This window comes from Alteraurantiacibacter aestuarii (assembly GCF_009827405.1).
In the GTDB taxonomy this organism is placed as follows: domain Bacteria; phylum Pseudomonadota; class Alphaproteobacteria; order Sphingomonadales; family Sphingomonadaceae; genus Alteraurantiacibacter; species Alteraurantiacibacter aestuarii.
In genome coordinates, this window is record NZ_WTYY01000002.1 from 18049 (window position 1) to 40229 (window position 22181).

The following is a 22181-nucleotide window of genomic DNA, read 5'->3' on the forward strand; positions in this document are numbered from 1 at the left end:
CTTTCCAATACCGCAAACAGCCCATGCCGGGCGCAGGTTCAAATGCTGAAACTGCGCCCGGCCAGCTGCGGCAGGATCAGAAGCTCAGATTGGCCCTGACCCACACGCCGCGCCCTGCCCCCGGCAGCTTCTCACCAACCAGTACATCCGATGCACCGACGCGGTTCAGGCCCGAAAGATGCGGGCGATAGAGCTTGTCGAACAGGTTCTCGATCCCGGCATTGATGGCAATGTCAGGCGTGACCTGCATCCCGCCAAACAGGTTGAAGACCGCATAGCCGCTGCTCGGCGCTTCGCTGTTGGTGGCCGAGACATCGTGCTGGGCCGCAGCCGCCACCATCTCTGCACCGGCGGACCACCTGTCCTGCTGCCAGATCGCGGCCAGACGCAGGTTGGACGGCGGTACGCGGTAGAGATTGTCCGCGATGTCCCGGCGCTTGCCCCGCACCCAGCTGGCCGTGCCTTCCAGCGCAAAGCTGGCGGTCAGGTCAGCGCGGAAATCGAGGTCCATCCCGTACAGTTCCGCATCGACATTGCGGAACATCAGCGGCGTGGCATCGCCGTTCATGGCGGCGACCATCTCGACCGGACTATCGACCACGCCCGGCGTGGCATCGAACGGCGTGCCCTGAATGTAATTGTCGACCCGGCGATAGAAGATCGTCGGGCGCAGTGACACGGTGCCGCTGTCGATATCGACCCCGGCCTCGGCGATATAGGCTGTCTCTGGCTCAAGCGCCTGATTGCCGACGTAGATATTGCCATCGGCCAGACCATAGCTCGCCTCTGTCGGCAGCCATGCGAAGCGTTCCAGCAGGCTGGGCACGCGCTGCTTGCGCGCCAGTGTGAAACGCGGCGTGACGACTTCGCCCGGCACCCAGCCGCGCAGCACCACATCCACAGTCGTGTCAGAGGCTTCGCGGGGCGTGGCGGCAAAGGCCGCAGCCAGATTGCGCGGCCCCATCGGCACCGCGCTGCCCACACCGGGAATGCCCGCATCCTGCGTCGTGCGATCCAGCCTTGTGCCCAGTTCGAACTCCGCGTTCCCCACGCCCCCGCGAAGCTGGACAAAGCCGCCAAAGCGGTCCGCGGCAAGGTCCGCCTGCGCATCGAGGTAGAAGTCCGCATTGTTCGGATTGGTGATCTGGACGAATTTGTCGACCAGCTCAAAATCCGCGCCGATGGTGACGTTGCGGTTGTCACTGCCAAAGCGCAGGCTTGCCTCTCCCGTCGTGCTGTCCGCATCGGCAAAGGTCGCGCGCGCCATCATCGCGGACGGCGCGGGACTGCGCAGGGTCTGGTTGTCCATCAGATGACGCACGGCGACATGGCCGATCCGCAGGTTCAGGCTGACATCATCGGCCACTTCACCGCGATATCCCGCCTGCATGAAATCGGTGTTGAAATAGATGATGTCCATCGCGAAGGACGGGTTGCCGCTGGGGTCGGTTTCGCTGCGGCGATATTCGGCGAACACCTCACCCTCGCCCAGTTTGAACCCGCCGTTCACGCCATACAGATTGCGCTCGAACGCGGTGTCTGCGGCGGTTCCGCCCGGAAATTCATAGTCATCGCCTTCCTCCCGGCTGGCGATGACGCCAAGGCGCCAGTTCTGCGTGGAAATGCCGACAGTGCCGCCAAGCGCATAGCTGTTGTCCACGCTGCGATATTGCGCCGCCAGAGAGCCGGTAAGCCGGGCATCTGGTCCAGCCGAATACGGCACCTGCACCAGCTGGGCGTTGACCGCGCCCGCCAGGCTCGGGCCCTGGGAGACCGACGCGACGCCGCGCGCGATCTCGATCCGGTCCACCAGGATGGAGGGCGCATAGTGCAGCGGCGGGTCCATCGCATTGGGTCCGCCCGATGCAAAGCGCTGGCCGTTCACGCGGCCCAGCACACGCTCCCCGAACAGGCCGCGGTAGGACAGCTGGCCGGACAGTGCGCCATTGCCAATCACCGCCGCGCCGGGCGCGCGGGCGGCAACAGCCACCGCATCTGCCGGAAGGGCGATCTGGCGGGGCGCTTCAATCTGGTCCGTATCCTGATTACTGCCGGTGGCGGTGACGACGATGACATCGGTCAGAATGTCAGCATCGGCAGGCGCATTATCCTGCGCGAACAGTGGCAGGGGGGACAGGGCAACAGCGCAAAGGGCGAAAGGCGCAGCGGCTGCCGCGCACAGCAAATCGTTTCGAAAAGTCATGGTCATATCTCGTCATGAAAAAGCACAATAGACGCTGCCAGCGCCCGGTTGAGGGCGCATCGCAAATGGCAGCAGGGCAGGTTCAGACGAGTGTGGGGGGTGCCCTTGCAGGCGGCAGAATGCGCGGCGACGTGGGCGACAAGGCCCGTTCGCGCACGGCATCGTAAGGGGCCAGCGCCAGTTGCGGCAGCGGCAGGCTGACGGCATCATCCGGCGGTGTGGCGGGGGATGAGTGACCGGCAAAGGCGCAGGCCTGGCGGCCTTCATCCTGCCCATCGTCACCGGGATGGCCATCCTTCATGGGGATCACCCATGTGCCATCGGCGTTGCACAGGCTGACCTGGATACCGCCGGAGCCATCCTGCTCCAGCATATAGCCCTGCGGAACCAGCACGCGCAGCATCAGCGCCGCCACGATCAGCAGCCCCCAGGGCATCTTACGCCAGCCTTTGCCTTGCGCCTTCATTACGTGGGCGATTTAGCGCCCTCAGCCTGTTTTGCCAGCACGAATGTCAGCGCGGCGCCGATTATCGCAATGCCGGCCATGACCAGGAACGCCAAAGTTCCGTCGCCATCATTCCCCTCGCGAATGCGGCCCAGCATGTCTGGTCCGACAAAGCCGCCCAGTTGTGAAAGCGCGTTGATCCAGGCAATCCCGCCTGCCGCCGCCACGCCGGAAAGGAAGGCGGTGGGAATGGTCCAGAACACCGCCAGCCACGCCATCGCCCCCGATGCCACCAGCGTGAGCGCAAGGATCGAAACGACGACCGATCCGCCGCCGAATGCCAGCATCAGCAGGCCGATCATTGATACCAGCAGCGACGCGGTGGCATGCCAGCGGCGCTCTCCCGTGCGGTCCGAATTGCGCGCCACGATCACCATCGCCACCGCGGCAATTGACCAGGGGATGGCGCTGACCAGCCCCACTTTCAGGAAGTTGGCGCGGTCTATGCCGATCTCCTGCACCAGCGTGGGCATCCAGAAGTTGAGCGCATTGTTGATGATACCGCGCGAGAAATCCGCCAGCGCCAGCGCCCAGATGCGCCAGTCGAGGAAGATGGCGGAGAAGTCATGGCGCATACCCACGGCGTGCTTGCGCACTTCATCCGCGGCAAGCTGGCTCTCCACCAGGTCGCGTTCCTGATCGGCCAGCCAGGCGGCATCGCGCGGGCCGTTGGGCAGGACTTTCAGCACCGCAAGGCCCAGCAGCACGGCGGGAATGCCCTCTATCAGGAACAGCCACTGCCACCCGCGCAGGTTTCCCATGCCATCGGCAAATTGCAGGATCAGCCCGGATATGGGGGAGCCGACCGCGCTCGCCATCGGGATCGCGATCAGGAACAGCGCCACCACATGCGCACGCCGCGCAGCGGGGAACCAGAAGGTGAGGTAGAGGATCACGCCGGGAAAGAAGCCCGCCTCGGCAATGCCAAGGGTGAAGCGCAGCAGGTAGAAGGTGAACTCTGCATCGCTGGTGCCGAACCAGGCGGAGATTCCGCCCCAGCCGACAGAGCCGGTGAACATGAAACAGACAGACAGCAGCCCCCATGTCACCATGATCCGCGCGATCCACGCCCGTGCGCCGACCTTGGACAGGATCAGGTTGCTGGGCAGTTCGAACAGGAAATAACCGATAAAGAATATGCCCGCGCCAAAGCCATATACGGCATCGGACAGCGCCAGATCGCTGGCCATCTGCAATTTGGCAAAGCCGACATTCACCCGGTCCAGAATGGCAAGGAAATAGCCCGCGAACAGGATCGGCAGCAGTTTGAGCGCGATCTTGCGATAGGTGGCGTCTTCAAAGCCTGCACCTTCAACGCTGCTGTGCTGCCGTGTGCTGTCCATCAATCCCCCTGCAATTCCCCTGTGACGGCTCTAGCACGGGTGCATGCGCGCTTGGAATGCCGGAAACGGCCCCCACCTGACAGGGATGGAATGGCTGCTCGCAATTCTGGTTCTCGGCACTCTGCTGGCGCTGTTGCCACGCCTGTTGCGCGCCAGTCGCAAGGCCCAAGGCAAGTCCCGGCGCAAGGGCACTGCGGGCGGCATCATGATGGGCATGGGCCTCGCCTTCATGACCATTTTCGACCCCGGAAAGTCCGATTCGGTTGAGGAAATCCAGCGCCGCAAGGATCTGGGCGATGACGATCAGGGTGAGAGCGGCGCGGGCAAGGACTAGCGCCTCCAGCGTATAAGATTTGACAAGCTAGCTTTTCATTGCGACAAGTGTGCTTGGCAAATTGATTCGCATGAAGGGCGCAGTCACATGGCAAGCAAGATTACAAAAAAGGGCGCGGCGGTGGATATTGCGTTCCTCGCCTCGATGATCGGTTTCGTCGCGGTGATGATCAACCAGCGGGCATTCACGCCGGGCGTTCACAGCGTCCTGCTGATCGCTCTGGTGGCAGTCGCTCTCGCGCTCAACATCAGCCGCGAAGCGCGCAAGGAAAAGCAGCTGGATGAGCTGGAACTCGCCAGCGCCAGTTTCGGCGCCCGCTGGGCGGTGACGGTGCTGGGCATTGTCATGATGCTACTGCTGTTCGTCACCCCGATGCAAAGCGCTGTCGCGCATCTCGCCAATGCCGTGGAGAACGGCAGCGGCGTCGCCATGGTCCGCCCCAGCAAGACCTTCCTGATGGGACTGTGCACGGCAATGGTCATCCAGCTGGGCGCCAAATCCGCGCTTGCCTCTATCTGGAAGTGGACCAAACGGTGAAGAACTCCATCCGCCTGCTGCGCGCAGAAAAAGGCTGGAGCCAGGCCGAACTGGCCGATCAGGTGGGCGTGTCGCGCAATTCGGTCAATTCGATAGAGAACGGCAAGTTCGACCCGTCCCTGCCGCTGGCGTTCCGCATCGCCCATGCCTTCGGGCTGACGGTGGAGGAGGTTTTCGACAAGGAGGACGCCTTCACCTGACCGGCGCGCCGCCCTACCCCGCCGCCGCCACGATGGCCGCCCAGCCTGCCTCGTCAATCACCTCTATCCCAAGCTCGGCAGCCTTCTTCAGCTTGCTGCCCGCACCGGGGCCAGCCACCACCAGATCGGTCTTGGCGCTGACGGTCCCGGCGGCCTTGGCACCCAGCCTTTCTGCCTGCGCCTTGGCCTCGTCGCGGCTCATCGTTTCCAGCTTGCCGGTGAACACCACCGTCTTGCCGGAGACGGGGCTGTCGAGAGTTTCAACTTCATAGCGCGGCACGTCCAGCTCGCTCAGCAGGTCTTCCCACACGGCGACATTGTGCTCCTCGTGGAAGAAGTCCCCCAGCGCCTCCACCACCACCGGACCCACGCCATCGATGGAGGACAGCGCGGCGGCCGCATCCTCATCGCCCGCGCGGGCTTTTTCGGCAGCGTCCCGCAGAGCGGGCAGCTCGTGAAAATTCTTCATCAGGTCGCGCGCGGTCACCGCCCCCACATGGCGAATGCCCAGTCCGAACAGCAGCCGCGCGGCATCGGGGCGGCGCTTGGCCTCGATACTGGCGAGCAGGTTCTCGACCGACTTTTCCTGCCACCCGTCCAGCGCCAGGATCTCTGCCTCACGATCGCGCAGGGCAAAGATATCCGCGGGGCTTTTGAGCCAGCCGAGCGCGAAGAACTGGTCGATGGTCTTGTCGCCCAGCCCGTCAATGTCGAGCGCAACGCGGCTGACGAAATGCTTTAGCCGTTCGGTGCGCTGTGCCGGGCAGATCAGGCCAGCGGTGCAGCGCACATCGACCTCGCCCTCCTCGGCCACCGCCTCGCTGCCGCATTCGGGACAGTGATCGGGAAAGTGGAACGGCGGACGGTCGGCATCGCGGGTGAGATTATCGACCACCTGCGGGATCACATCGCCCGCCCGCTGCACAACAACCCGGTCACCCGGCCGCACACCCAGCCGGGCGATCTCGTCCCGGTTATGCAGGGTGACATTGGTGACGGTGACGCCGCCCACCAGCACCGGAGCAAGCCTGCCAACCGGTGTCAATTTGCCTGTACGGCCAACCTGGATGTCGATTGCCAGCAGCGTGGTTTCCGCGCGCTCTGCCGGGAATTTGTGCGCCATCGCCCAGCGCGGGGCCTTGGCCACAAAGCCCAGCCGCTTCTGCCAGTCGAGCCGGTTGACCTTGTAGACCACACCGTCGATCTCGTAATCCAGAGCGTCGCGGCGCTGATGAATGCTGCGGTATTGCTGCAGCATTTCTTCCACCGAATGGCACAGGACCAGATCGGGAGAGATGGGCATGCCCCATTCGGCCATGCGCTGCATCACCGCCATCTGCGTGTCGCCGGGCAGTTCGCTCGCCGCGCCCCAGCCATGCGCCCAGAAGCGCAGGTTGCGCCTTGCCGTGACGCTGGCATCCTTCTGCCGCAGCGATCCCGCCGCAGCATTGCGCGGATTGGCAAAGAGCTTGTCGCCTGCCTCTGCCTGGCTGGCATTAAGTGCGGTAAAGTCCTGTTTCGACATGTAAACTTCGCCGCGCACTTCAAACACATCGGGCACATTGCCGCGCAGCATTTGCGGGATATCGGCGATATGCGCGACATTGCCGGTGACGTTTTCACCCACCTGCCCATCGCCGCGCGTGGCGGCCAGAACCAGTGCGCCTTTCTCGTAACGCAGCGAACAGGACAGGCCGTCAATCTTGTCCTCCGCAGTCATCACCACAGGCTCATCCTCGGCCAGAGCGAGGAAGCGCCGGACGCGGGCGACGAAGTCCATCACCTCCTCATCGGAGAAGGCGTTGTCGAGGCTCATCATGCGGACTTCATGCTGCACCTTGGACAGCGGCGAGGCGGCGATTTCAAAGCCCACCACCTTGCTGGGCGAATCCTCGCGGATCAGCTGCGGGAACTGCGCCTCCAGCTCCGCATTGCGGCGCACCAGCGCATCGAATTCCGGATCCGAAATCTCCGGATCGTCCTTGGCGTGATAGAGCCTGTTGTGATGCGCAATCTGCTTCGCCAGCCGCATCAGCTCATTGGCAGCTTCGGCTTCTGTGATGTCGGCCATGCACTTTTCCTGCGCGATTTTATGATCCGCGCAAATCATGGTAATTTGCGCTGGAGGGGGAATTAGCATGATCGACCGCAGCTTGAAGGCTCTGTTTTCGCTTATCGCCGGATTGATGGCCCTGGCATACCTGGTCCACAACCTTGCCAATATCGGCCCGGCCTATGAATTCTTCGTCTATATAACCAGCCATTCCGACCAGGAGGCTTATCCGGTAACGCTGCTGCCGGTACCGCCATCGCCGCTGATCGTCCTGGCCATGGCGCTGGTCTTCGCGCTGGAGCTGGCTGCGGGTGTCATGCTGGTCTGGGGTGCATGGAAGCTGTGGTCTGCGCGCGGAGCCGATTCAACGGGTTTCGAAAGCGCCAAGCGATTTGCCAAGATCGGTCATGGTTGTGCCATCGCCAACTGGTGGGGGCTGTTCCAGGTCATCGCCATCGCCGGATATCAGGCGTGGCAGATGCCGGCCGGTGCAGGTCCCGATCACGGCAGCTGGGTCTATGGTGCGATCAACATGCTGGCGCTGATCTACCTGGCGCAAAAGGACGACTAGCTCTCACCAATCAACCGCGGATCACGGGTGAAGGTCCAGCCACCATCCGCAAACGCCATCGTGTACTGGACGCTCATCGAATTGGTCTGGCCGGCGACATAGCCGCCAAAGCCGCTGCAATGGTCAGCGTCGGGGCAGGAGAAGCTGTGGATGGTGAACACCATCGCCGGTCCGCCCGTTTCGCTGTCCTGCCACACGCCATCGATAGACGCGCAGCGCGCAAACGGAGCCAGCGCCTCATAGCGCGTCATCAGCGCCAGTTCCGCCTCAGGCGCCAGCGCCACTTCGGAGCGCCCGTCATGCGTGCTGGCGCAGATCGTGGGACGCAGCGGCACATCGCTGGCGAAATAATTGCCGAGAATATGATCCATCAGCGCCAGCTGGGGCTGCGAGCGGTCCGCGGCGAGCGAGGGCAGGCCATTGTCCGGCGTTGGCACCGGATCTTCCGGAACGGCACACGATGCCAGAAGCAGCACCGCGCCTGTGGTCAGCAACCTGTTCATCACACACCCTCCAGCAATCTGTCCGCCTGCGCGCGGGCTTCATCGGTAATCTCTGCGCCCGATAGCATGCGCGCAATCTCTTCCTTGCGGCCCAGCGCATCGAGCAGGACGACCGAGGTCTTTGTTACCGTGCCTTCGGACGATTTGGCGATCAGATAATGCGTGCCGCCGCGCGCGGCGACCTGCGGGCTGTGCGTGACCGCCAGCAATTGCCCGCCGCCATCCACGCCGCCGGCCAGCCGCGCCAGCCGCTCGCCAATGGCGCTGGCAACCGCCCCGCCCACGCCGCGATCAATCTCGTCGAATATCACCGTGGCCGCCCCGCCCTGCTCCGCCAGCGCCACTTTCAGCGCCAGGATGAAGCGTGACAGCTCGCCGCCCGAAGCGATCTTGTTGAGAGGGGCGAAATCGGCGCCGGGGTTTGTGGCAATGAGGAATTCCACGCTGTCCATGCCGTGCGCGCCCCACTTCTCCTCTTCCAGCTGGGTCACGGCGGTGCGGAAGCGCGCGGCATCCAGCTTGAGCGGAGCCAGCTCGCCCGCCACCGCCTCATCCAGCTGCATGGCCGCAGACACCCGCGTGGCGTGCAGCGCTTCGGCCTGTGCGATGTAATTCTGCCGCGCCGTTTCGGCGGCTTTTTCCAGCTTGGCGAGATCGGCCTCGCCATTCTCAATGGCATCGAGCCGGGCGCGCAGGTCGATCATGGTGGCGGGCAGGTCATCGACCTGGCAGCCATGCTTGCGGGCCAGCGCGCGCAGTTCGAACAGGCGCGTCTCTATCCGGTCCAGTTCGGCGGGATCGTGCTGCATCGCCTCGGCAGCGGCCTGCAACGACTGCTCCGCCTCGCTTGCCTCGATCACGGCACGGTCAAGGCTGTCGAGCGCCTGCTTCAGCAGCGCGTGTTCGGGGGCGATCCGGTCCAGCCGCCGGGCGGCGCTGCGCATCTGGGCGAGCGCTGAATCCGACCCGTCCCAGAACAAACGCAGCTCTTCCAGATCGCCGGACAGCTTCTCCCCCTTCTGCATATCGGCGCGGGCATTGGCGAGAGTGGTTTCCTCGCCCTCCTGCGGTTCGATCGCGGTCAGTTCCGCCAGATGGGCCAGCAGCAGGTCCCGGTCCGCCAGCGCCTGGGCAATGTCCGCGCGGGCCTGCGTCAGAAGGCCATCAGCGCTGCGCCATGCGGCATGGGCGGCGGCCACGCCCGCCACGTCATCCCCGGCGTAGCGATCGAGCAAGGCGCGGTGGCCGCGCGGATTGACGAGGCCGCGGTCATCATGCTGGCCGTGCAGTTCCACCAGCGCAGGTGCCAGGCTTCGCAGCAGGGCAATGCCCACGCCCTGATCGTTGACGAAGGCCTTGGACCCGCCATCGGCCTTCAGGCTGCGGCGGATGATCAGCGGCTCACCCGGCTCCAGCTCAACCTCCGCCTCGTCAAGCGCATCGCGCACGGGTGCAGGCAGGGCGGCAAATTCGAAAGTGGCGGTAACGCTGGCCTTGTCCGTTCCGGCGCGCACCAGCGCATTGTCGGCGCGATTACCCAGCACCAGACCCAGCGCATCGAGCAGAATGGATTTGCCCGCGCCGGTTTCGCCCGTGAGCACGCCCAACCCCGGCCCGAAAGACAGGTCAAGCGCCTCGATCAGGACGATATTTCGGATCGCAAGCGAGGTCAGCATGGCTGGTTGCAGTCAATAAGGCGCACATGGCCAAATCGCAATGACCGCCGCCATCGTGACGGTGGATGCTCCAGAGAATCTTAACCAATAGCTGGCTCAATCAGGCATCGGCCCCGGTGCGGCCAGCAGAGGGGATTCGCGCAAACCATGTCTGTCCTGACGATCAGAGCACATAAGCGCTATGCCCTGCGCCTGCCGGTGGAAGTGGTCATACCTGGACGCAAGCCCGCACGCGGCCTGCTGATCGAACTGTCGCAGCAAGGTGCGCGGATCAGCAATCTGGGGCGCCGCACATATCAGCCGGGCGACGAAGTGACGGTGATGACATCGTGCGGAAAGGAACTACCCGGAACCATCCGCTGGGCGCATGATGGACTGGCGGGAATCATGCTGGCGCGGTCGATGCACCTGCCCGAACTGACGCAATTGCTGGAAGCCAACCGGATTGCGGTGAGCGAAACCTGTTACGGCACCTGAACAGCGCCGCACTGGTCGGCTATCAGCCGCCCAGGCCGACTTCCGGTCCGTGCTTCTCGATCAGTTCGAAGGCCTTTTCATACCATTCGTTGCCCGGATAGTTGGCCCCCAGCACGGCGGCATAGCGCTGTGCTTCCTCGGGGATACCCAGCGCCAGGCTGGTTTCCGTGAGGCGATACAGCGCCTCAGGCGTGTGGCTGGTGGTCTGGTAGGTTTCCACCACCTTTTCAAAGTGCAGTTGCGCTGCCAGCCATTGGCCGGTGCGTTCGTAGAAGCGGCCAACTTCCATTTCCTTGCCCGCAAGGTGATCGTTCACCAGATCGATCTTCAGCCGCGCATCGGCGGCATAATCGCTGCGCGGATAGCGGCGGACCACTTCGTTCAGCGCGCGCAGGGCCTGACGGGTAATCGCCTGATCGCGCTCCACATCGCTGATCTGTTCGTAATAGGAAATGCCGATCAGGTAATAGGCATAGGGCGCATCGCGGTTACCCGGGTGGATCGACAGGAAGCGCGTGGCTGACTGGATCGCCTGATTGTAACTGCGGCCGGCATAATAAGCGAACGCGCTCATCAACTGGGCACGGCGCGCCCAGGGTGAATAGGGATGCTGGCGCTCCACCTCGTCAAACAGCGCGGCGGCGACACGCAGGTCCCCGCGGTCCAGCCGGCCCTTTGCCGCCGAGTAGAGCGATTCCACGTCGCGCGCGACATAAGCCGTCTCACGCGGGCCAGAGCCGCCGCCCATGCCGGAGCAAGCCGAAAGAGCCAGCGCCACGGCGGCCAGCGATACTGTCTTGGTGTAAGAATGCCTCATGACAAGCGCCTATAGCCAGCGCTTTACTGAACGCCAAGTGAAGTCAGTCATGTGGATCGCGGATAAAATCCGCCGCGGGCACTTTTGGGCCGTGTCACATCTGGACTCTGCCTCAAACCAATCCATACTCGCGGCTTGCAGACCACCGTCAGGTGGCGCGTCCTTGGGGGAGGACATTCTATGTGTACGGGGCGATGAGCACGGGAACTGGCCGCAAGGGACTCGTCCTGTCAGAAAACCGCCTGTTGCGGCTGTTTACCTTCTTCTTTTTCTATTTCGGCCAGGGACTGCCGGTGGGCCTGACCATCGTCGCCATTCCTGCCTGGGTGGCGGCAAATGGCGGATCCAGCGCCAATGTCGCCACGCTGGTTGGCGTTGCCTATCTGCCGTGGAGCTGGAAGTTCGCCGTTGCCGCGCTGATGGACCGCTATTCCTACCTGCCCATGGGGCGCAGGCGCGGATGGCTGATATTTGCCCAATTGCTGATGTCCGGCGGATTTGTCGGCGCCGCCGTGCTGGCTCCCGGCCCGCAAGACATCGATGCGCTGATCATGGTCACATTCCTGGTGATGGCCGGCGCGGCCACGCAGGATGTGGCGGTGGACGGGCTGGCCGTGGACCTGCTGCCCGAGGAGGAACAGGGTACTGCCAGCTCCTTCATGTTTGGCGGTCAATTCATCGGGCGTGCGCTGGCTGCGGTATCCAGCGGCATCGGGCTGGTCACGCTGGGTCCGGCAATCACCTTCCTGCTGTTCATCCCGGTGCTGCTCGCCCCAACCCTCTATGCCGTGATGATCCGCGAGCATCCGGGCGAAAAGCGCTTTCCGTGGAGCGAGGGGCAGGCCTCCGCCGCCACACTGGCCGTGCAGACCAGCAAATGGCTGGGATGGGATGGACTGATCTGGGTGACGCTCAAATCGCTGCTGCGCGGCGCCAGCCTGTGGTTCGTGATCAGCCAGAGCCTGCTGCGCGTTGCCGAGGGCATGCTGATCCCGATGTGGCCGCTGCTGGCCGTGACATTCCTGGCGATGAGTACCGAGTATTACACCTCGATGGTGTCCACACTGGAGCTGATCTGCGCCATTATCGCTCTGGGTCTGGGCAGCGCGCTGACGCTGAAGCTGGGTGCGCGCTGGTCTGTTGTGCTGGTGTGCGCGCTCAATATCGGCCTGGTGTTGGTCCTGATGACGGCGCAGCCTGTATGGGCACAACGGCCGTTCTTCATCGCCCTGACCGCATGCTGGGCGCTGCTGACGATCCTTTCCAGCATCACGACCAACCCGCTGCGCATGCAATTGTCCGACAAGCGCGCGTCGGCCACGCAGTTCACCATCTACAATTCGATCGCCAACTTCCCGGTGGCGATCGGCGCGTGGACCTTCGCCTGGCTGGGCGGCATTGAAGACCATGTGCGCACGCTGACAGGTGCGGCGGTGATCTTCACGCTGGCAGCAATCAGCTTCGCCCTGCTGCGCATGCCAAGGCCGTCACCGCCCCCGGAAGTGCAGCCCATGCCGGCCTGAACGGGTTGCTCCAGAAGCTTTTGGCCAGAAGCTATTGGCCAGAAGCTTTCAGATCCGCCGATCTACTCCCAGAAGGCCACGCTGCGGCATTCGATGCTTTCGCGAATATGCGGGTTCACCGCGCTGCTGTCGATGAAGGCGGAGTGCGGGCAACGCCAGGTGCGGTCATGATCGCTGTCATGGAATTTGAACAGCAGCACGTCATCGGCCTGCATCCCTTGAAAATACCACCAGCGGTGGCCGTGATGATAGGAGAAGATCGTCGCGGCGAGGATGTCCTCCTCACCCTCAATCGGCTTGACCAGATCATCGCCGGTGGGGAATTCATCGACAATGAACAGCGTGTTGCTCTTCTCTTCCCCGCCAAAGCTGGTGCGCCCGTCGCACACCGCCAGCGGCACGTCCTGCGGCGGAGGCGAAAAGGTGCGCCAGTAGCTGGTGACCAGAAAGCGCTTGAAGCCGGGGCCATCGGGGAAATGCTGCTTGTAGGTCGCCTCTGCCATGCGCCGCGCGGTGTTGGTATTGGTATCGACATGCGCCTCACCCGCAGGTGGCTGGATGCCGCCCTGATGCTGATAATTCTGCGCCTTCTGCTTTGCCCTGGCTGAAAGATCGGCGCTGGTGCGGATCATCCAGCCGCGCGCCACGCATTTGTCGGCACCGGTCAGGCGCATCACATCGCATTCGACCTCCTTTTCATACAGCGCATCGACCATCGCCTTGTCATGAAAATCGGTGACGGCAGACGGGCATTTGGTAATCATGAAGCCATGCGTATCGAGATCGAAATGGTCACGGATCGGCATGCCGTCACGGATGGTGATCTCATGGTCCGAATAGGTGCCGGTGTTGATCTCCGCCCCCTGGCTGACATAGCGGCGGGTGACGAAATCGCCCTCATCGACATAACGCATCATGGCGCGAACCTGGCGTGCATTATCCTCGATATTGTCCAATGCTGCGGTGGCCATCGGGCCTCTCCCCATCTGTTTTGTAACGTTCGTTAGGAATATGCCATGAGGCACTGGCGAACTGCAAGCTTGCGCACTAACCTCCATCACTGAAAACAATGAGGGAGGGATTCGATGGGGCCTTTGCCACCAAGCGCGGATGACCGTGCAATCTGGGATATGTGGGAATCACAGTTTCGTCTGCCAGTGGCGACCGTGGCCGATGAAGTGGGGACGTTTCGCGCATTGGGCAATACCCCCATGAACACTGCCGATCTCGCTGCCGAACTGAAGGTGGACGAGCGTGCGCTTGGCATCCATCTGGGCGCGCTGGCCGCGTGCGATCTGGTGGAAAAGCGCGACGGCAAATGGGCTGCCACGCCCGCTGCCCGCACCTGGCTCCATCCCGACGCGGTCGGATACTGGGGCGGTTTCCTGTTCCGCTTTCGCGAAACCAACCCGCTCCACGCACAATTGCTGGAGACCCTGAAGACCGGCAAGCGTCCCGTGGGCAACGTCTCTGGCGGGCCGGAATGGGAACGCGGAACGATGAGCCAGGAAGTGGCTGAGCGGATCGCCATCTTCATGCACGCCCATTCAATGGCTCCGGCGCGCGGTGCGGCATCGCAGCAGCTGTTCGCCGAGCTGGACAGCCTGATGGATGTTGGCTGCGGATCGGGTGTCTACGGGATCGAGATCGCCAAGGCCAATCCACGGATCAAGGTGACGCTGCTCGATCTCAAGGAAATGTGCGCCGAGGCGCATAAATTCGTGGAGGAAGCCGGCCTTACCGGGCGTGTTTCCACCGCCGGTGTGAACATGTTCGAGCAGGAATGGCCGACCGGACACAGTGCGCACTTCTTTGCCAACGTGTTCCACGACTGGTCGGAAGAGACCAATCGCCTGCTCGCCAAGAAGAGCTTTGACGCGCTGCCATCGGGCGGAAAAATCCTGCTTTCCGAAGTGCTTATGGATGATGACGGGGCCGGTCCCTGGCAAGCCGCCGCGTTCAGCCTGATGATGCTGGTGGGCACGCTGGGCAAGCAATATTCGCTGCCCGAATTCCGCGCCATCCTGGAAAGCGCGGGCTTCACCAATGTGCAGGCCACCCGCACCGGCGGCGGCTATTACTCGCTGGTCAGCGCGGTCAAGCCCTGAGAGGCCTCGCAATGGCCCTGCACTGGCCCCGCACTGTTTCCTGCGCTGAGCTGCTGCCTCTGACATGCTGCCTCTAGGGGTTCACCCCTAGGGGCGCATCAGCCATATCTGGAAGCCCCGTCCCCTATGGCTTCTCACGCGGCAGACCATTCTGTCGCCGGGACCAGGGGAAACAGACATGCAATGCAGCAAGAACCGGCATTTGCTGGCCGATCAGGCTGGCGCGACCTCCATCGAATATGCGCTGATCGCAGCGCTGATCGCGGTTGCGCTGGCAGGCACATTTTCCTCGCTTGGCGGCGAAGTGACCACCCATTACCAGAACATAGAGACGTCCATCGACGAGGCCGTCAATGAGACCGAGGCGGAGCCTGCCCCTTCGCCCACTTGAGCCTGCGCCATGGCCTGCCCATGACCTCGCACGCGCGCCTGACGGTCCCCGCCACGGATGTGCCACACATATTGGCACGGGCTTGCCGGACATAGCTAATTTCACCTTAAGGCCAACTGGTAGCACCGCCGTAACCGCATCTGGCGCACACATGGTAACTGCACCGGCTCTGTTTCGAAGACCCGAGTCGGTGCGGAGACATGGGGAAACATGATGTTCAACACTCTGGCCGCGCTATGCGCAAATACGGACGGCACGACAGGTATCGAATATGGCCTGATCGCCTCGCTTATCGCCATGACAGTCGTCGGCGGGATATCCTCGCTGGGAACCGAAGTGGGCGGCTTCTACGAAGCCATGCAGACCGGGCTGCACGATTCCAACGAAACGCCTTGAGCCAAGCGCCTGATTGGCGCTTTCCTGATTGGGCGGCAGCGCACCATGCGGACAGCCCCAACCTTGACAAAAATCAATGCCTCCACGGTCCAAGTGTGGCCCACTGCTTCCATCAGGTGTCATACCAGACGGGCCTGGTGAGGAGGTGCCATGACGCTGCGGTTTTCCAGGTACACAGCTGCCGCAATCAGCATGGCCATAGCCGGAGCAGCGAGCGGGGTATCGGCTCAGCAACTGGAGACCCGGCCGACACTGCGGCCCGTCTTGCGCCCTGAACTTCAGATCGAGGCGCCAGCGACCCAGATTGTTCCGCCAGCAGATGTGGAAAGCTATGACGATCCGGAATCGGTCACACTGAAGGCCGGTACAACAGGCGATCTGATCAGGTCGCTCGAAATCAGGCGATCCTTCTCGGTCGAGGAGCTGCGGCGCAATCCGGAAATCCAGATCGGCCCGGTGCGGGCGAATATGCGCCCCGTGCTGCAAAATCCCGATGCGCCGGTAAATCTGGCCAGCCGCCTCAGGCAGCGCAGCGCACTGGTGACGGATGTGCATGACAGCATGGACGTCATGGAAGCCAGCGGTGGCCTGATCATCCGCCAGTTCCTGACCTATCGGATGCTGCCGCGCTCCTGCTCCGACAGCCGCAACAGGCAAGAACTGGCGCGCGCAGGGGCATCCTGCTTCACGCGCATGAGCGAGCAGGAACGCACAGCCGCCCGCGCCAATCCGGCCAGCGCGCGCTATGTTTCCGGGACAACTATCCCGCTCGGGAACAGGACGCTTGGGGCAAGACGGGAGGCCGAAGCCGCGGAGATCGCCACCGATATGGCCAGCCTGCGCGCCATGCTGCGCGACCCGGCGCAGCGGGCCACGATTGAGCGCGAGATCGGCGCGGAAGATGCAGCGCGCTATGCCAGGCTCACCGATGAGGAGCTGGAGGCCGAACTCGTCAACACTGCCGTGATCCAACTTGAAGAGACCATGTTTGTGCCGTCTGCCGAACAGATGAGACCGATCTTCCTGCAACGGCCAGGTTTCACCATCGCCACTCCCGGCGTGGCCGCGCGCGATTTCTTCCTGCCGCAGCCGATCGAGGTCGTCGACGCCGAACATGCCATTCCCGACCGCATCTTCCTCACCGGATTCACCGTCAATCGCTCGCACGAATGGCGCAAGCGCGTGTCGGTCACGATCAACTGGTGCGTGGTCAGTTGCAAGAAGACCTATTACGTCGAAATGAATGCCGGCTTCGATTACGGCTTTGGCCTGCGCCTGCCGATCGAGGTTGGCGGCACCTACAGCTACAATCGCACCGGCAATAACGAGCAGGCGCATTTCACCGCCACGATCGCGCCGGTAAACGGCTCCGCTGCCGATTTCAGCTCAACCGCCCTGCCCGCCGACCAACTGTTCAACGGTCAGGAACTGGTCGCCGAAGTGGGTGCCAGGGCGGGCTTTGGCTACAAGGTTCCGGCGATGGGAACCGGCTCGGTCGGTTTTTCGGTGACGCATGATTTCACAGATGGCCTGCCCTCGCCCTTCACCAACGGCCAGTTCGCGCCCCCGGCACCCGGTCAGGCCTCACCGCCATCGGCCGAGCAGGTGTTCCGCAACATAGACCTGATCGGAGGACGCGCCAATTTCTGGTTCGTGGGCGCCAGGATCCATCCCTCCGTCAAGCTGGGGCTGACTTCGGACCGGCTGGAGATGCTGCTGACCGATAATCTGGCAGGAACGCAAATGCACATCACCCGGCCCGGACAGCGCTTCGATCTGGCGGTCGATCCGATCAGCCATGCCAGCAGCTTCACCATCGCCGAACCGACCTATAATCTGGGCTTCACGCTCACCCCCGGCATCACCGTCAACGCCTTTGTCGACGTCAAGGCGTGGAGCAAGGACTGGGACTGGGACATCTGGTTCCCGCAGCTGAGCCTGACCTTGCCGCCGGGCGGGCACGATTTTGGCTGCCATGCCGAAACGATCTGTTCGCGCAGCTATAATTACTCGCCCGACGTCCAGCAGGAAGAGGCTGCGCAAGCCTCGCTCCCCAGCGATCCGTTGCAGGCGATGATCGTCCAGTGGCAGCGCGAATTCCTGGCCGAATGGCAGCCCAGGTGCCCCTATCAGGAGGTGAAATTCTGCGAGGTTGCGGTAAACTGGGTCTCGCAGAAATACGGCTATCGCATGACCGAGGCCATTCCCGAGGCCTTTGGCCAGGACGTGATCAACCTCGACATGCTGAACGCGCCCGAGGCCCGCTCAATGTTCGAATCGCTCAAGCATCAGGCCCGGCAGGAAGCCATCGCGATCATCGAGGACAGTGAGGAAATCAGGTAGGAGCCGCAGGAATTGCAGGCGCTCCTGACCACGCAGAACCAGCGGCGCTACGGCGTCACTGCGGCTGGCAATATTCGATCTGGCCGCTTTCGCACAACGCCACGCGGCGGCGCCAGTCGGCCATGGCGTTTTCATGGGCGATACGCGCGTCTTCGATCGCCCGCTGGCGGTCACGCTCCATTTGCTCAAGTTCGCGAATCCGCAGGTCCCTGGCTTCCACCGCAGTCTCGTAATCGCGCTGCTCGATCTCGTGACGGCGGCGTTCGACGGCATTGAGCTCGACAATGGCGGCAGCATAGAGGGACATCTGGGCATTGGCCGCGCAGGCTTCGAGTATTTCATCGCGGTTGCGGGCAGGTTCACCCGGCGCCACCGGCTGGAGCATCACCGCGTGGGTGCGCCGCTCGCATTCCAGAATCCGCTCGGTCAGGGCGCTCTCGTAGTCGATGCCCTTGTCTTTCAGCAGCGCCTTCATTCTTTCCATGTCCTGCGACACGTCGAAGGCGAAAGCGCGGCGATAGGCCTCGCAATCCTCGCTCATGACGATGTCGGCCGCATCACTGTCGCGCCCGTCCGTCTCGGCCAGCACCGCCGTGGCCGCGCGGCACTGCTCATGAGTATAGGGCCCGGCCTGCTGCGCCGCCGCCGGACTTGCGCCGATCGCAAGGGCAAACGAGGCGGTGATCACGGGGAATGCGAGTGCGGCTTTCATGGTAACTCACTCCATCTCTGGGACAGCGAAGAGACCACCATTGCCGGCAAATGTGACGAGCGCATTGTTTCTGGTCAATCCGGCCGGCGCAACCGGACCGGCATGGACCTGCCGTGGGACCGCAAGGTGGAAGAGGATGAGGGCTGGCAATGGATCGACCCCGACAAGGAGCGCGACGAATGACCAGCAAAGATCGCGAGAACCGGCCGAGGCCGGACGCGATCAGGGTATGCCGGGGGTTACTGGAGTTGAGGGATTGGACGCCAAAGGTCTGCCACGCAAGCGAATCCGGAGCGCGTCGAATCTAGGCTGTTCAGCTAGCCTTTGAAGCAATACTCTCGATGCCATTGGAGAAATGTCGGATGCGGACGCGAAGCCATGCGCTCTGGCGTAAGAGCCTTTCCAGTCTTGTTGAGAATGGCCTCCACACTACTTCGATCATTCACTTGCCGAGAGATGAGAATATCCAGATCGTCGGATAGACCAATCAATCCACGATCAAACATCCAATGGACTGTGCCTGACAAGGCAATGCCATTTTGGATGCTATCGGGGCCTTTGTGCTCGACTGGTCGGATATGCGCGGCTTCGGTCTCTGCCCGCCCTCCTCCATTAATGAGCTTCCAACCCGTCATGGCGCACTTGCTATCGTAAGCGGCTAGGACTGCCCGCCGAAAGAGGCGGTCGCGTTTTTTTCGTGAGAGCAGCGTCTGAACAATCGGCCTCTCGATCTCGAAAGACGTTTGCACTTCCCGAACGCGGTTCTCATCCTCCCCATGGTCAATTCTAGGGAGAATGTCCTCATCATCTGGCAAGCCAGCCTCGACGATGCGGGCAAAGTCGGTACCAGATAGTGGCCGCACCGCAGATTGAGCGCGACCTGAAAGAGCGCCCGCATCGTTGAGCAGACCTCGCTCTATCGGTCCTTCTGGTCCGCTGAATGGAACCCTATTTGCGAAGTCAATGTAAGTACCGGGTTCGATTAGCGCGAGATACATACCCCGATTGGTGGGGTCCGGAATAATCTTCTCGACCTTCGCGGCAGCGAAGTAGCCCCTGGAATTCGGGACTTTTGTCGGTTCAAGATAGACTATCCAATTGCCAATGCTCGGCTCAGCACGACCCAGATATTGCGGAGGGAATTGATAGCGCTCAGCCGGACTGTCGTTGTAAATTGAATCTGCTCGATGGATGAACACGCCGAACGACATTTTCTTAGACTCCACCCCTCACCCATCCGCAAGGCAGCGATTAACGCCGCCTGCGGATTGCTCACATCACCGTTTGCGCTTCTTCCTCGCCGCATAGCGGGCGTCGCGGGCGGCTTTCAGTTCTTCCTCGGTTGGTTCTGGCACCTTGGCTGCGTTCGCGGCGGCGATCTTGTCGGCTTTGGCCTGCTCGATCGCGGCCTTGCGGGCGCGGCTCTTTTCGGCGGCGGCGGCTTCGCGGGCGAGCCTTGCTGCCTTGCGCTGGGCCAGGACCTCAGGATCCACGGGCGGCTTGTCGGCGAGCTTTTTCAGCGCCTTTTCGCGTGCCTTCTGGGCCAGAGCAGTGCGCTCCTCGAAACCGGGTTCTTTGTATGCAGCCATGATTAATTGCGTTCTTTTCTGGTTAGCCGGGGTTGGACCGGCCGGAAATTCAGGCGTGACCGGGCAGGCGTTCGCCTACTCCTCGCCCATCCGCAGGGCTGCGATAAACGCCTCCTGCGGGATGCTGACATTGCCATATTCGCGCATCTTGGCTTTGCCCTTCTTCTGCTTTTCGAGCAGCTTTTTCTTGCGGCTGATATCGCCGCCATAACATTTGGCGGTAACGTCCTTGCGCATGGCGGCAATGGTTTCGCGGGCGATGACCTTGCCACCTATAGCAGCCTGCACGGGAATTTTGAACAGGTGACGGGGAATGAGGTCCTTCAGCCGCTCGCACATGTGGCGGCCGCGTGCCTCGGCCACGCCGCGATGGACGATCATCGACAGCGCGTCCACCGGATCGCCGTTGACCAGAATGCTCATCTTCACCAGGTCGCCCTCACGCAGGCCGATCTGTTCGTAATCGAAGCTGGCATAGCCGCGGCTGATCGATTTCAGGCGGTCGTAGAAGTCGAACACCACTTCGTTGAGCGGCAGTTCATAGCTTACCTGCGCGCGCCCGCCGACATAGGTCAGATCGGTCTGGATGCCGCGCCGGTCCTGGCACAGCTTGAGGATCGATCCGAGATATTCGTCGGGCGTGTAGATGGTGGCCTTGATCCACGGCTCCTCGATCTTCTCGATCCGGCTGGGATCGGGGTAATCGGCGGGATTGTGGAGCATGATCTCCTCCGCCGGATCGGTTTTGGAGGCGCGCAGCTGGATGCGGTAGAACACCGATGGCGCGGTGGTGATCAGGTCCAGATCATATTCGCGGGTCAGGCGTTCCTGGATGATCTCCAGATGCAGCAGCCCCAGGAAGCCGCAGCGAAAGCCAAAGCCCAGCGCGGCGCTGGTTTCCATCTCGAAAGTGAAGCTGGCATCGTTGAGGCGCAGGCGCGAGATGCTTTCGCGCAGCTTCTCGAAATCGGCGGCATCGACCGGGAACAGCCCGCAGAACACCACCGGCTGCACTTCCTTGTAGCCGGGCAAGGCCTCGCTCGCACCGTTCTTCACCGTGGTGATGGTGTCACCCACGCGCGCCTGCTCGACTTCCTTGATCTGCGCGGTGATGATGCCGATTTCGCCCGGCCCCAGTTCCGGCAATAGTTCCAGCTTGGGGCGCATGCAGCCCACGCGGTCCACCAGATGGTTGGTGCCGCCCTGCATGAAGGTGATGTTCAGCCCCTTGGTGATCACGCCCTGCATCACCCGCACCAGGATGACGACGCCGAGATACTGGTCATACCAGCTATCGACCAGCATGGCCTTGAGCGGAGCGTTGCGATCACCCTTGGGCGGAGGAATCTTGGCCACGATGGCTTCGAGCACATCCTTGATCCCGATGCCCGATTTGGCGCTGGTGAGCACGGCATCGCTGGCATCGATGCCGATGATGTCCTCAATCTCCGCGCGCACCTTCTCCGGCTCTGCGGCGGGCAGATCGATCTTGTTGATGACGGGCACGATCTCATGGTCGTGTTCGATCGACTGATAGACGTTGGCAAGCGTCTGCGCTTCCACGCCCTGCGCCGCGTCCACCACCAGCAGCGCGCCTTCGCACGCGGCCAGGGAGCGGCTCACCTCATAGGCGAAATCGACGTGGCCGGGCGTGTCCATGAGGTTGAGCTCATAGGTCCTGCCGTCCTTGGCGGTGTAGTTCAGGCGCACGGTCTGCGCCTTGATGGTGATCCCGCGCTCGCGCTCAATATCCATATTGTCGAGCACCTGCTCGCTCATCTCACGCTCCGTCAGGCCGCCGGTCTCCTGAATCAGGCGATCGGCCAGCGTGCTCTTGCCGTGGTCAATATGGGCGATGATGCTGAAGTTACGGATCAGCGACATATCTGTAGACATGCGC

The 22181-nt window shown here is 62.5% G+C and carries 22 protein-coding genes; 10 read left to right on the plus strand and 12 right to left on the minus strand.

The window, feature by feature from the left end; genetic code table 11:
* Positions 1-76: 76 nt before the first annotated feature.
* The 3 genes from GRI32_RS02675 to GRI32_RS02685 all read right to left on the minus strand — a co-directional run bounded on the left by GRI32_RS02675 (position 77) and on the right by GRI32_RS02685 (position 4051).
* Complete coding sequence (locus GRI32_RS02675; protein WP_202385915.1) at positions 77-2209, minus strand: TonB-dependent receptor plug domain-containing protein; 2133 nt, start codon at positions 2207-2209, stop codon at positions 77-79.
* A 76-nt stretch (positions 2210-2285) separates the two neighbouring features.
* Positions 2286-2669 (minus strand): DUF2946 family protein, encoded by a 384-nt coding sequence (locus tag GRI32_RS02680; protein ID WP_160589606.1) that lies wholly within the window; start codon positions 2667-2669, stop codon positions 2286-2288.
* Complete coding sequence (locus GRI32_RS02685; RefSeq protein WP_160589607.1) at positions 2669-4051, minus strand: MFS transporter; 1383 nt, start codon at positions 4049-4051, stop codon at positions 2669-2671. The genes GRI32_RS02680 and GRI32_RS02685 overlap by 1 nt, the downstream gene beginning before the upstream one ends.
* Positions 4052-4094: 43 nt before the next feature.
* Here GRI32_RS02685 and GRI32_RS02690 point away from each other — a divergent pair, with 43 nt between their 5' ends.
* The 3 genes from GRI32_RS02690 to GRI32_RS02700 all read left to right on the plus strand — a co-directional run bounded on the left by GRI32_RS02690 (position 4095) and on the right by GRI32_RS02700 (position 5122).
* The gene (locus GRI32_RS02690) at positions 4095-4385 is read left to right on the plus strand and encodes a hypothetical protein (protein WP_160589608.1); all 291 of its coding nucleotides are present in this window, start codon (positions 4095-4097) and stop codon (positions 4383-4385) included.
* An 87-nt stretch (positions 4386-4472) separates the two neighbouring features.
* The gene (locus GRI32_RS02695) at positions 4473-4922 is read left to right on the plus strand and encodes a hypothetical protein (RefSeq protein ID WP_160589609.1); all 450 of its coding nucleotides are present in this window, start codon (positions 4473-4475) and stop codon (positions 4920-4922) included.
* Complete coding sequence (locus GRI32_RS02700; RefSeq protein WP_160589610.1) at positions 4919-5122, plus strand: helix-turn-helix domain-containing protein; 204 nt, start codon at positions 4919-4921, stop codon at positions 5120-5122. Before GRI32_RS02695 ends, GRI32_RS02700 begins: the two co-directional genes overlap by 4 nt.
* Before the next feature lie 13 nt (positions 5123-5135).
* Here the strand turns inward: GRI32_RS02700 and ligA are convergent, their stop codons facing one another.
* The gene (ligA, locus tag GRI32_RS02705; RefSeq protein ID WP_160589611.1) at positions 5136-7193 is read right to left on the minus strand and encodes an NAD-dependent DNA ligase LigA; all 2058 of its coding nucleotides are present in this window, start codon (positions 7191-7193) and stop codon (positions 5136-5138) included.
* 67 nt (positions 7194-7260) lie between these two features.
* On the opposite strand from ligA, the gene GRI32_RS02710 reads away from it, so the two are divergent.
* Entirely contained in the window at positions 7261-7746 is a 486-nt protein-coding gene (locus tag GRI32_RS02710; protein ID WP_160589612.1) for a DUF2165 family protein, read from the plus strand.
* Here GRI32_RS02710 and GRI32_RS02715 read toward each other — a convergent pair.
* Complete coding sequence (locus GRI32_RS02715; RefSeq protein ID WP_160589613.1) at positions 7743-8249, minus strand: hypothetical protein; 507 nt, start codon at positions 8247-8249, stop codon at positions 7743-7745. The genes GRI32_RS02710 and GRI32_RS02715 overlap by 4 nt on opposite strands.
* Positions 8249-9925: a DNA repair protein RecN gene (gene recN, locus GRI32_RS02720; RefSeq protein WP_160589614.1), complete on the minus strand. Its 1677-nt coding sequence runs from the start codon at positions 9923-9925 to the stop codon at positions 8249-8251. The genes GRI32_RS02715 and recN overlap by 1 nt, the downstream gene beginning before the upstream one ends.
* Positions 9926-10072: 147 nt before the next feature.
* On the opposite strand from recN, the gene GRI32_RS02725 reads away from it, so the two are divergent.
* Entirely contained in the window at positions 10073-10402 is a 330-nt protein-coding gene (locus tag GRI32_RS02725) for a PilZ domain-containing protein (protein ID WP_160589615.1), read from the plus strand.
* A gap of 22 nt (positions 10403-10424) precedes the next feature.
* On the opposite strand, the gene GRI32_RS02730 is transcribed toward GRI32_RS02725, so the two are convergent.
* Positions 10425-11219 (minus strand): outer membrane protein assembly factor BamD, encoded by a 795-nt coding sequence (locus tag GRI32_RS02730; protein WP_160589616.1) that lies wholly within the window; start codon positions 11217-11219, stop codon positions 10425-10427.
* A gap of 194 nt (positions 11220-11413) precedes the next feature.
* Here GRI32_RS02730 and GRI32_RS02735 point away from each other — a divergent pair, with 194 nt between their 5' ends.
* A complete protein-coding gene (locus tag GRI32_RS02735) occupies positions 11414-12742 on the plus strand; it encodes an MFS transporter (RefSeq protein WP_160589617.1) in 1329 nt (442 codons plus the stop codon).
* A 62-nt stretch (positions 12743-12804) separates the two neighbouring features.
* Here the strand turns inward: GRI32_RS02735 and GRI32_RS02740 are convergent, their stop codons facing one another.
* Positions 12805-13713 (minus strand): CmcJ/NvfI family oxidoreductase, encoded by a 909-nt coding sequence (locus tag GRI32_RS02740; RefSeq protein WP_160589618.1) that lies wholly within the window; start codon positions 13711-13713, stop codon positions 12805-12807.
* Between the two features lie 159 nt (positions 13714-13872).
* Between GRI32_RS02740 and GRI32_RS02745 the strand changes: the two genes are divergently transcribed.
* The 4 genes from GRI32_RS02745 to GRI32_RS02760 all read left to right on the plus strand — a co-directional run bounded on the left by GRI32_RS02745 (position 13873) and on the right by GRI32_RS02760 (position 17980).
* Complete coding sequence (locus GRI32_RS02745) at positions 13873-14850, plus strand: methyltransferase (RefSeq protein WP_160589619.1); 978 nt, start codon at positions 13873-13875, stop codon at positions 14848-14850.
* 178 nt (positions 14851-15028) lie between these two features.
* Positions 15029-15241: a Flp family type IVb pilin gene (locus GRI32_RS02750; protein ID WP_160589620.1), complete on the plus strand. Its 213-nt coding sequence runs from the start codon at positions 15029-15031 to the stop codon at positions 15239-15241.
* A gap of 210 nt (positions 15242-15451) precedes the next feature.
* Positions 15452-15637, plus strand: coding sequence for a Flp family type IVb pilin (locus tag GRI32_RS02755; RefSeq protein WP_237437355.1), 186 nt, complete (start codon positions 15452-15454; stop codon positions 15635-15637).
* Between the two features lie 264 nt (positions 15638-15901).
* A complete protein-coding gene (locus GRI32_RS02760) occupies positions 15902-17980 on the plus strand; it encodes a hypothetical protein (RefSeq protein WP_160589621.1) in 2079 nt (692 codons plus the stop codon).
* 55 nt (positions 17981-18035) lie between these two features.
* Here GRI32_RS02760 and GRI32_RS02765 read toward each other — a convergent pair whose 3' ends face one another.
* From GRI32_RS02765 to lepA, 4 genes are all read right to left on the minus strand, one after another.
* Positions 18036-18692, minus strand: a complete 657-nt coding sequence (locus GRI32_RS02765; protein WP_160589622.1) for a hypothetical protein — start codon at positions 18690-18692, stop codon at positions 18036-18038.
* A 317-nt stretch (positions 18693-19009) separates the two neighbouring features.
* Positions 19010-19903, minus strand: a complete 894-nt coding sequence (locus GRI32_RS02770) for an HNH endonuclease (RefSeq protein ID WP_160589623.1) — start codon at positions 19901-19903, stop codon at positions 19010-19012.
* A 66-nt stretch (positions 19904-19969) separates the two neighbouring features.
* The gene (locus tag GRI32_RS02775; protein WP_160589624.1) at positions 19970-20281 is read right to left on the minus strand and encodes a DUF6481 family protein; all 312 of its coding nucleotides are present in this window, start codon (positions 20279-20281) and stop codon (positions 19970-19972) included.
* A 75-nt stretch (positions 20282-20356) separates the two neighbouring features.
* Positions 20357-22177 carry a translation elongation factor 4 gene (gene lepA / locus GRI32_RS02780; protein WP_160589625.1) on the minus strand — a complete coding sequence of 607 codons (1821 nt, stop codon included), beginning with the start codon at positions 22175-22177 and terminating at the stop codon, positions 20357-20359.
* Positions 22178-22181 lie beyond the last annotated feature (4 nt).

Coding starts and splice junctions, on each gene's coding strand:
- ligA (WP_160589611.1), bottom strand. CDS start 7,193: ATGGCCGACATCACAGAAGCCGAAGCTGCCAATGAGCTGATGCGGCTG.
- lepA (WP_160589625.1), bottom strand. CDS start 22,177: ATGTCTACAGATATGTCGCTGATCCGTAACTTCAGCATCATCGCCCAT.
- GRI32_RS02715 (WP_160589613.1), bottom strand. CDS start 8,249: ATGAACAGGTTGCTGACCACAGGCGCGGTGCTGCTTCTGGCATCGTGT.
- GRI32_RS02775 (WP_160589624.1), bottom strand. CDS start 20,281: ATGGCTGCATACAAAGAACCCGGTTTCGAGGAGCGCACTGCTCTGGCC.
- GRI32_RS02725 (WP_160589615.1), top strand. CDS start 10,073: ATGTCTGTCCTGACGATCAGAGCACATAAGCGCTATGCCCTGCGCCTG.
- GRI32_RS02675 (WP_202385915.1), bottom strand. CDS start 2,209: ATGACCATGACTTTTCGAAACGATTTGCTGTGCGCGGCAGCCGCTGCG.
- GRI32_RS02755 (WP_237437355.1), top strand. CDS start 15,452: ATGATGTTCAACACTCTGGCCGCGCTATGCGCAAATACGGACGGCACG.
- GRI32_RS02710 (WP_160589612.1), top strand. CDS start 7,261: ATGATCGACCGCAGCTTGAAGGCTCTGTTTTCGCTTATCGCCGGATTG.
- GRI32_RS02690 (WP_160589608.1), top strand. CDS start 4,095: ATGCGCGCTTGGAATGCCGGAAACGGCCCCCACCTGACAGGGATGGAA.
- GRI32_RS02770 (WP_160589623.1), bottom strand. CDS start 19,903: ATGTCGTTCGGCGTGTTCATCCATCGAGCAGATTCAATTTACAACGAC.
- GRI32_RS02680 (WP_160589606.1), bottom strand. CDS start 2,669: ATGAAGGCGCAAGGCAAAGGCTGGCGTAAGATGCCCTGGGGGCTGCTG.
- GRI32_RS02735 (WP_160589617.1), top strand. CDS start 11,414: ATGAGCACGGGAACTGGCCGCAAGGGACTCGTCCTGTCAGAAAACCGC.
- GRI32_RS02750 (WP_160589620.1), top strand. CDS start 15,029: ATGCAATGCAGCAAGAACCGGCATTTGCTGGCCGATCAGGCTGGCGCG.
- GRI32_RS02740 (WP_160589618.1), bottom strand. CDS start 13,713: ATGGCCACCGCAGCATTGGACAATATCGAGGATAATGCACGCCAGGTT.
- GRI32_RS02695 (WP_160589609.1), top strand. CDS start 4,473: ATGGCAAGCAAGATTACAAAAAAGGGCGCGGCGGTGGATATTGCGTTC.
- recN (WP_160589614.1), bottom strand. CDS start 9,925: ATGCTGACCTCGCTTGCGATCCGAAATATCGTCCTGATCGAGGCGCTT.
- GRI32_RS02685 (WP_160589607.1), bottom strand. CDS start 4,051: ATGGACAGCACACGGCAGCACAGCAGCGTTGAAGGTGCAGGCTTTGAA.
- GRI32_RS02730 (WP_160589616.1), bottom strand. CDS start 11,219: ATGAGGCATTCTTACACCAAGACAGTATCGCTGGCCGCCGTGGCGCTG.
- GRI32_RS02745 (WP_160589619.1), top strand. CDS start 13,873: ATGTGGGAATCACAGTTTCGTCTGCCAGTGGCGACCGTGGCCGATGAA.
- GRI32_RS02765 (WP_160589622.1), bottom strand. CDS start 18,692: ATGAAAGCCGCACTCGCATTCCCCGTGATCACCGCCTCGTTTGCCCTT.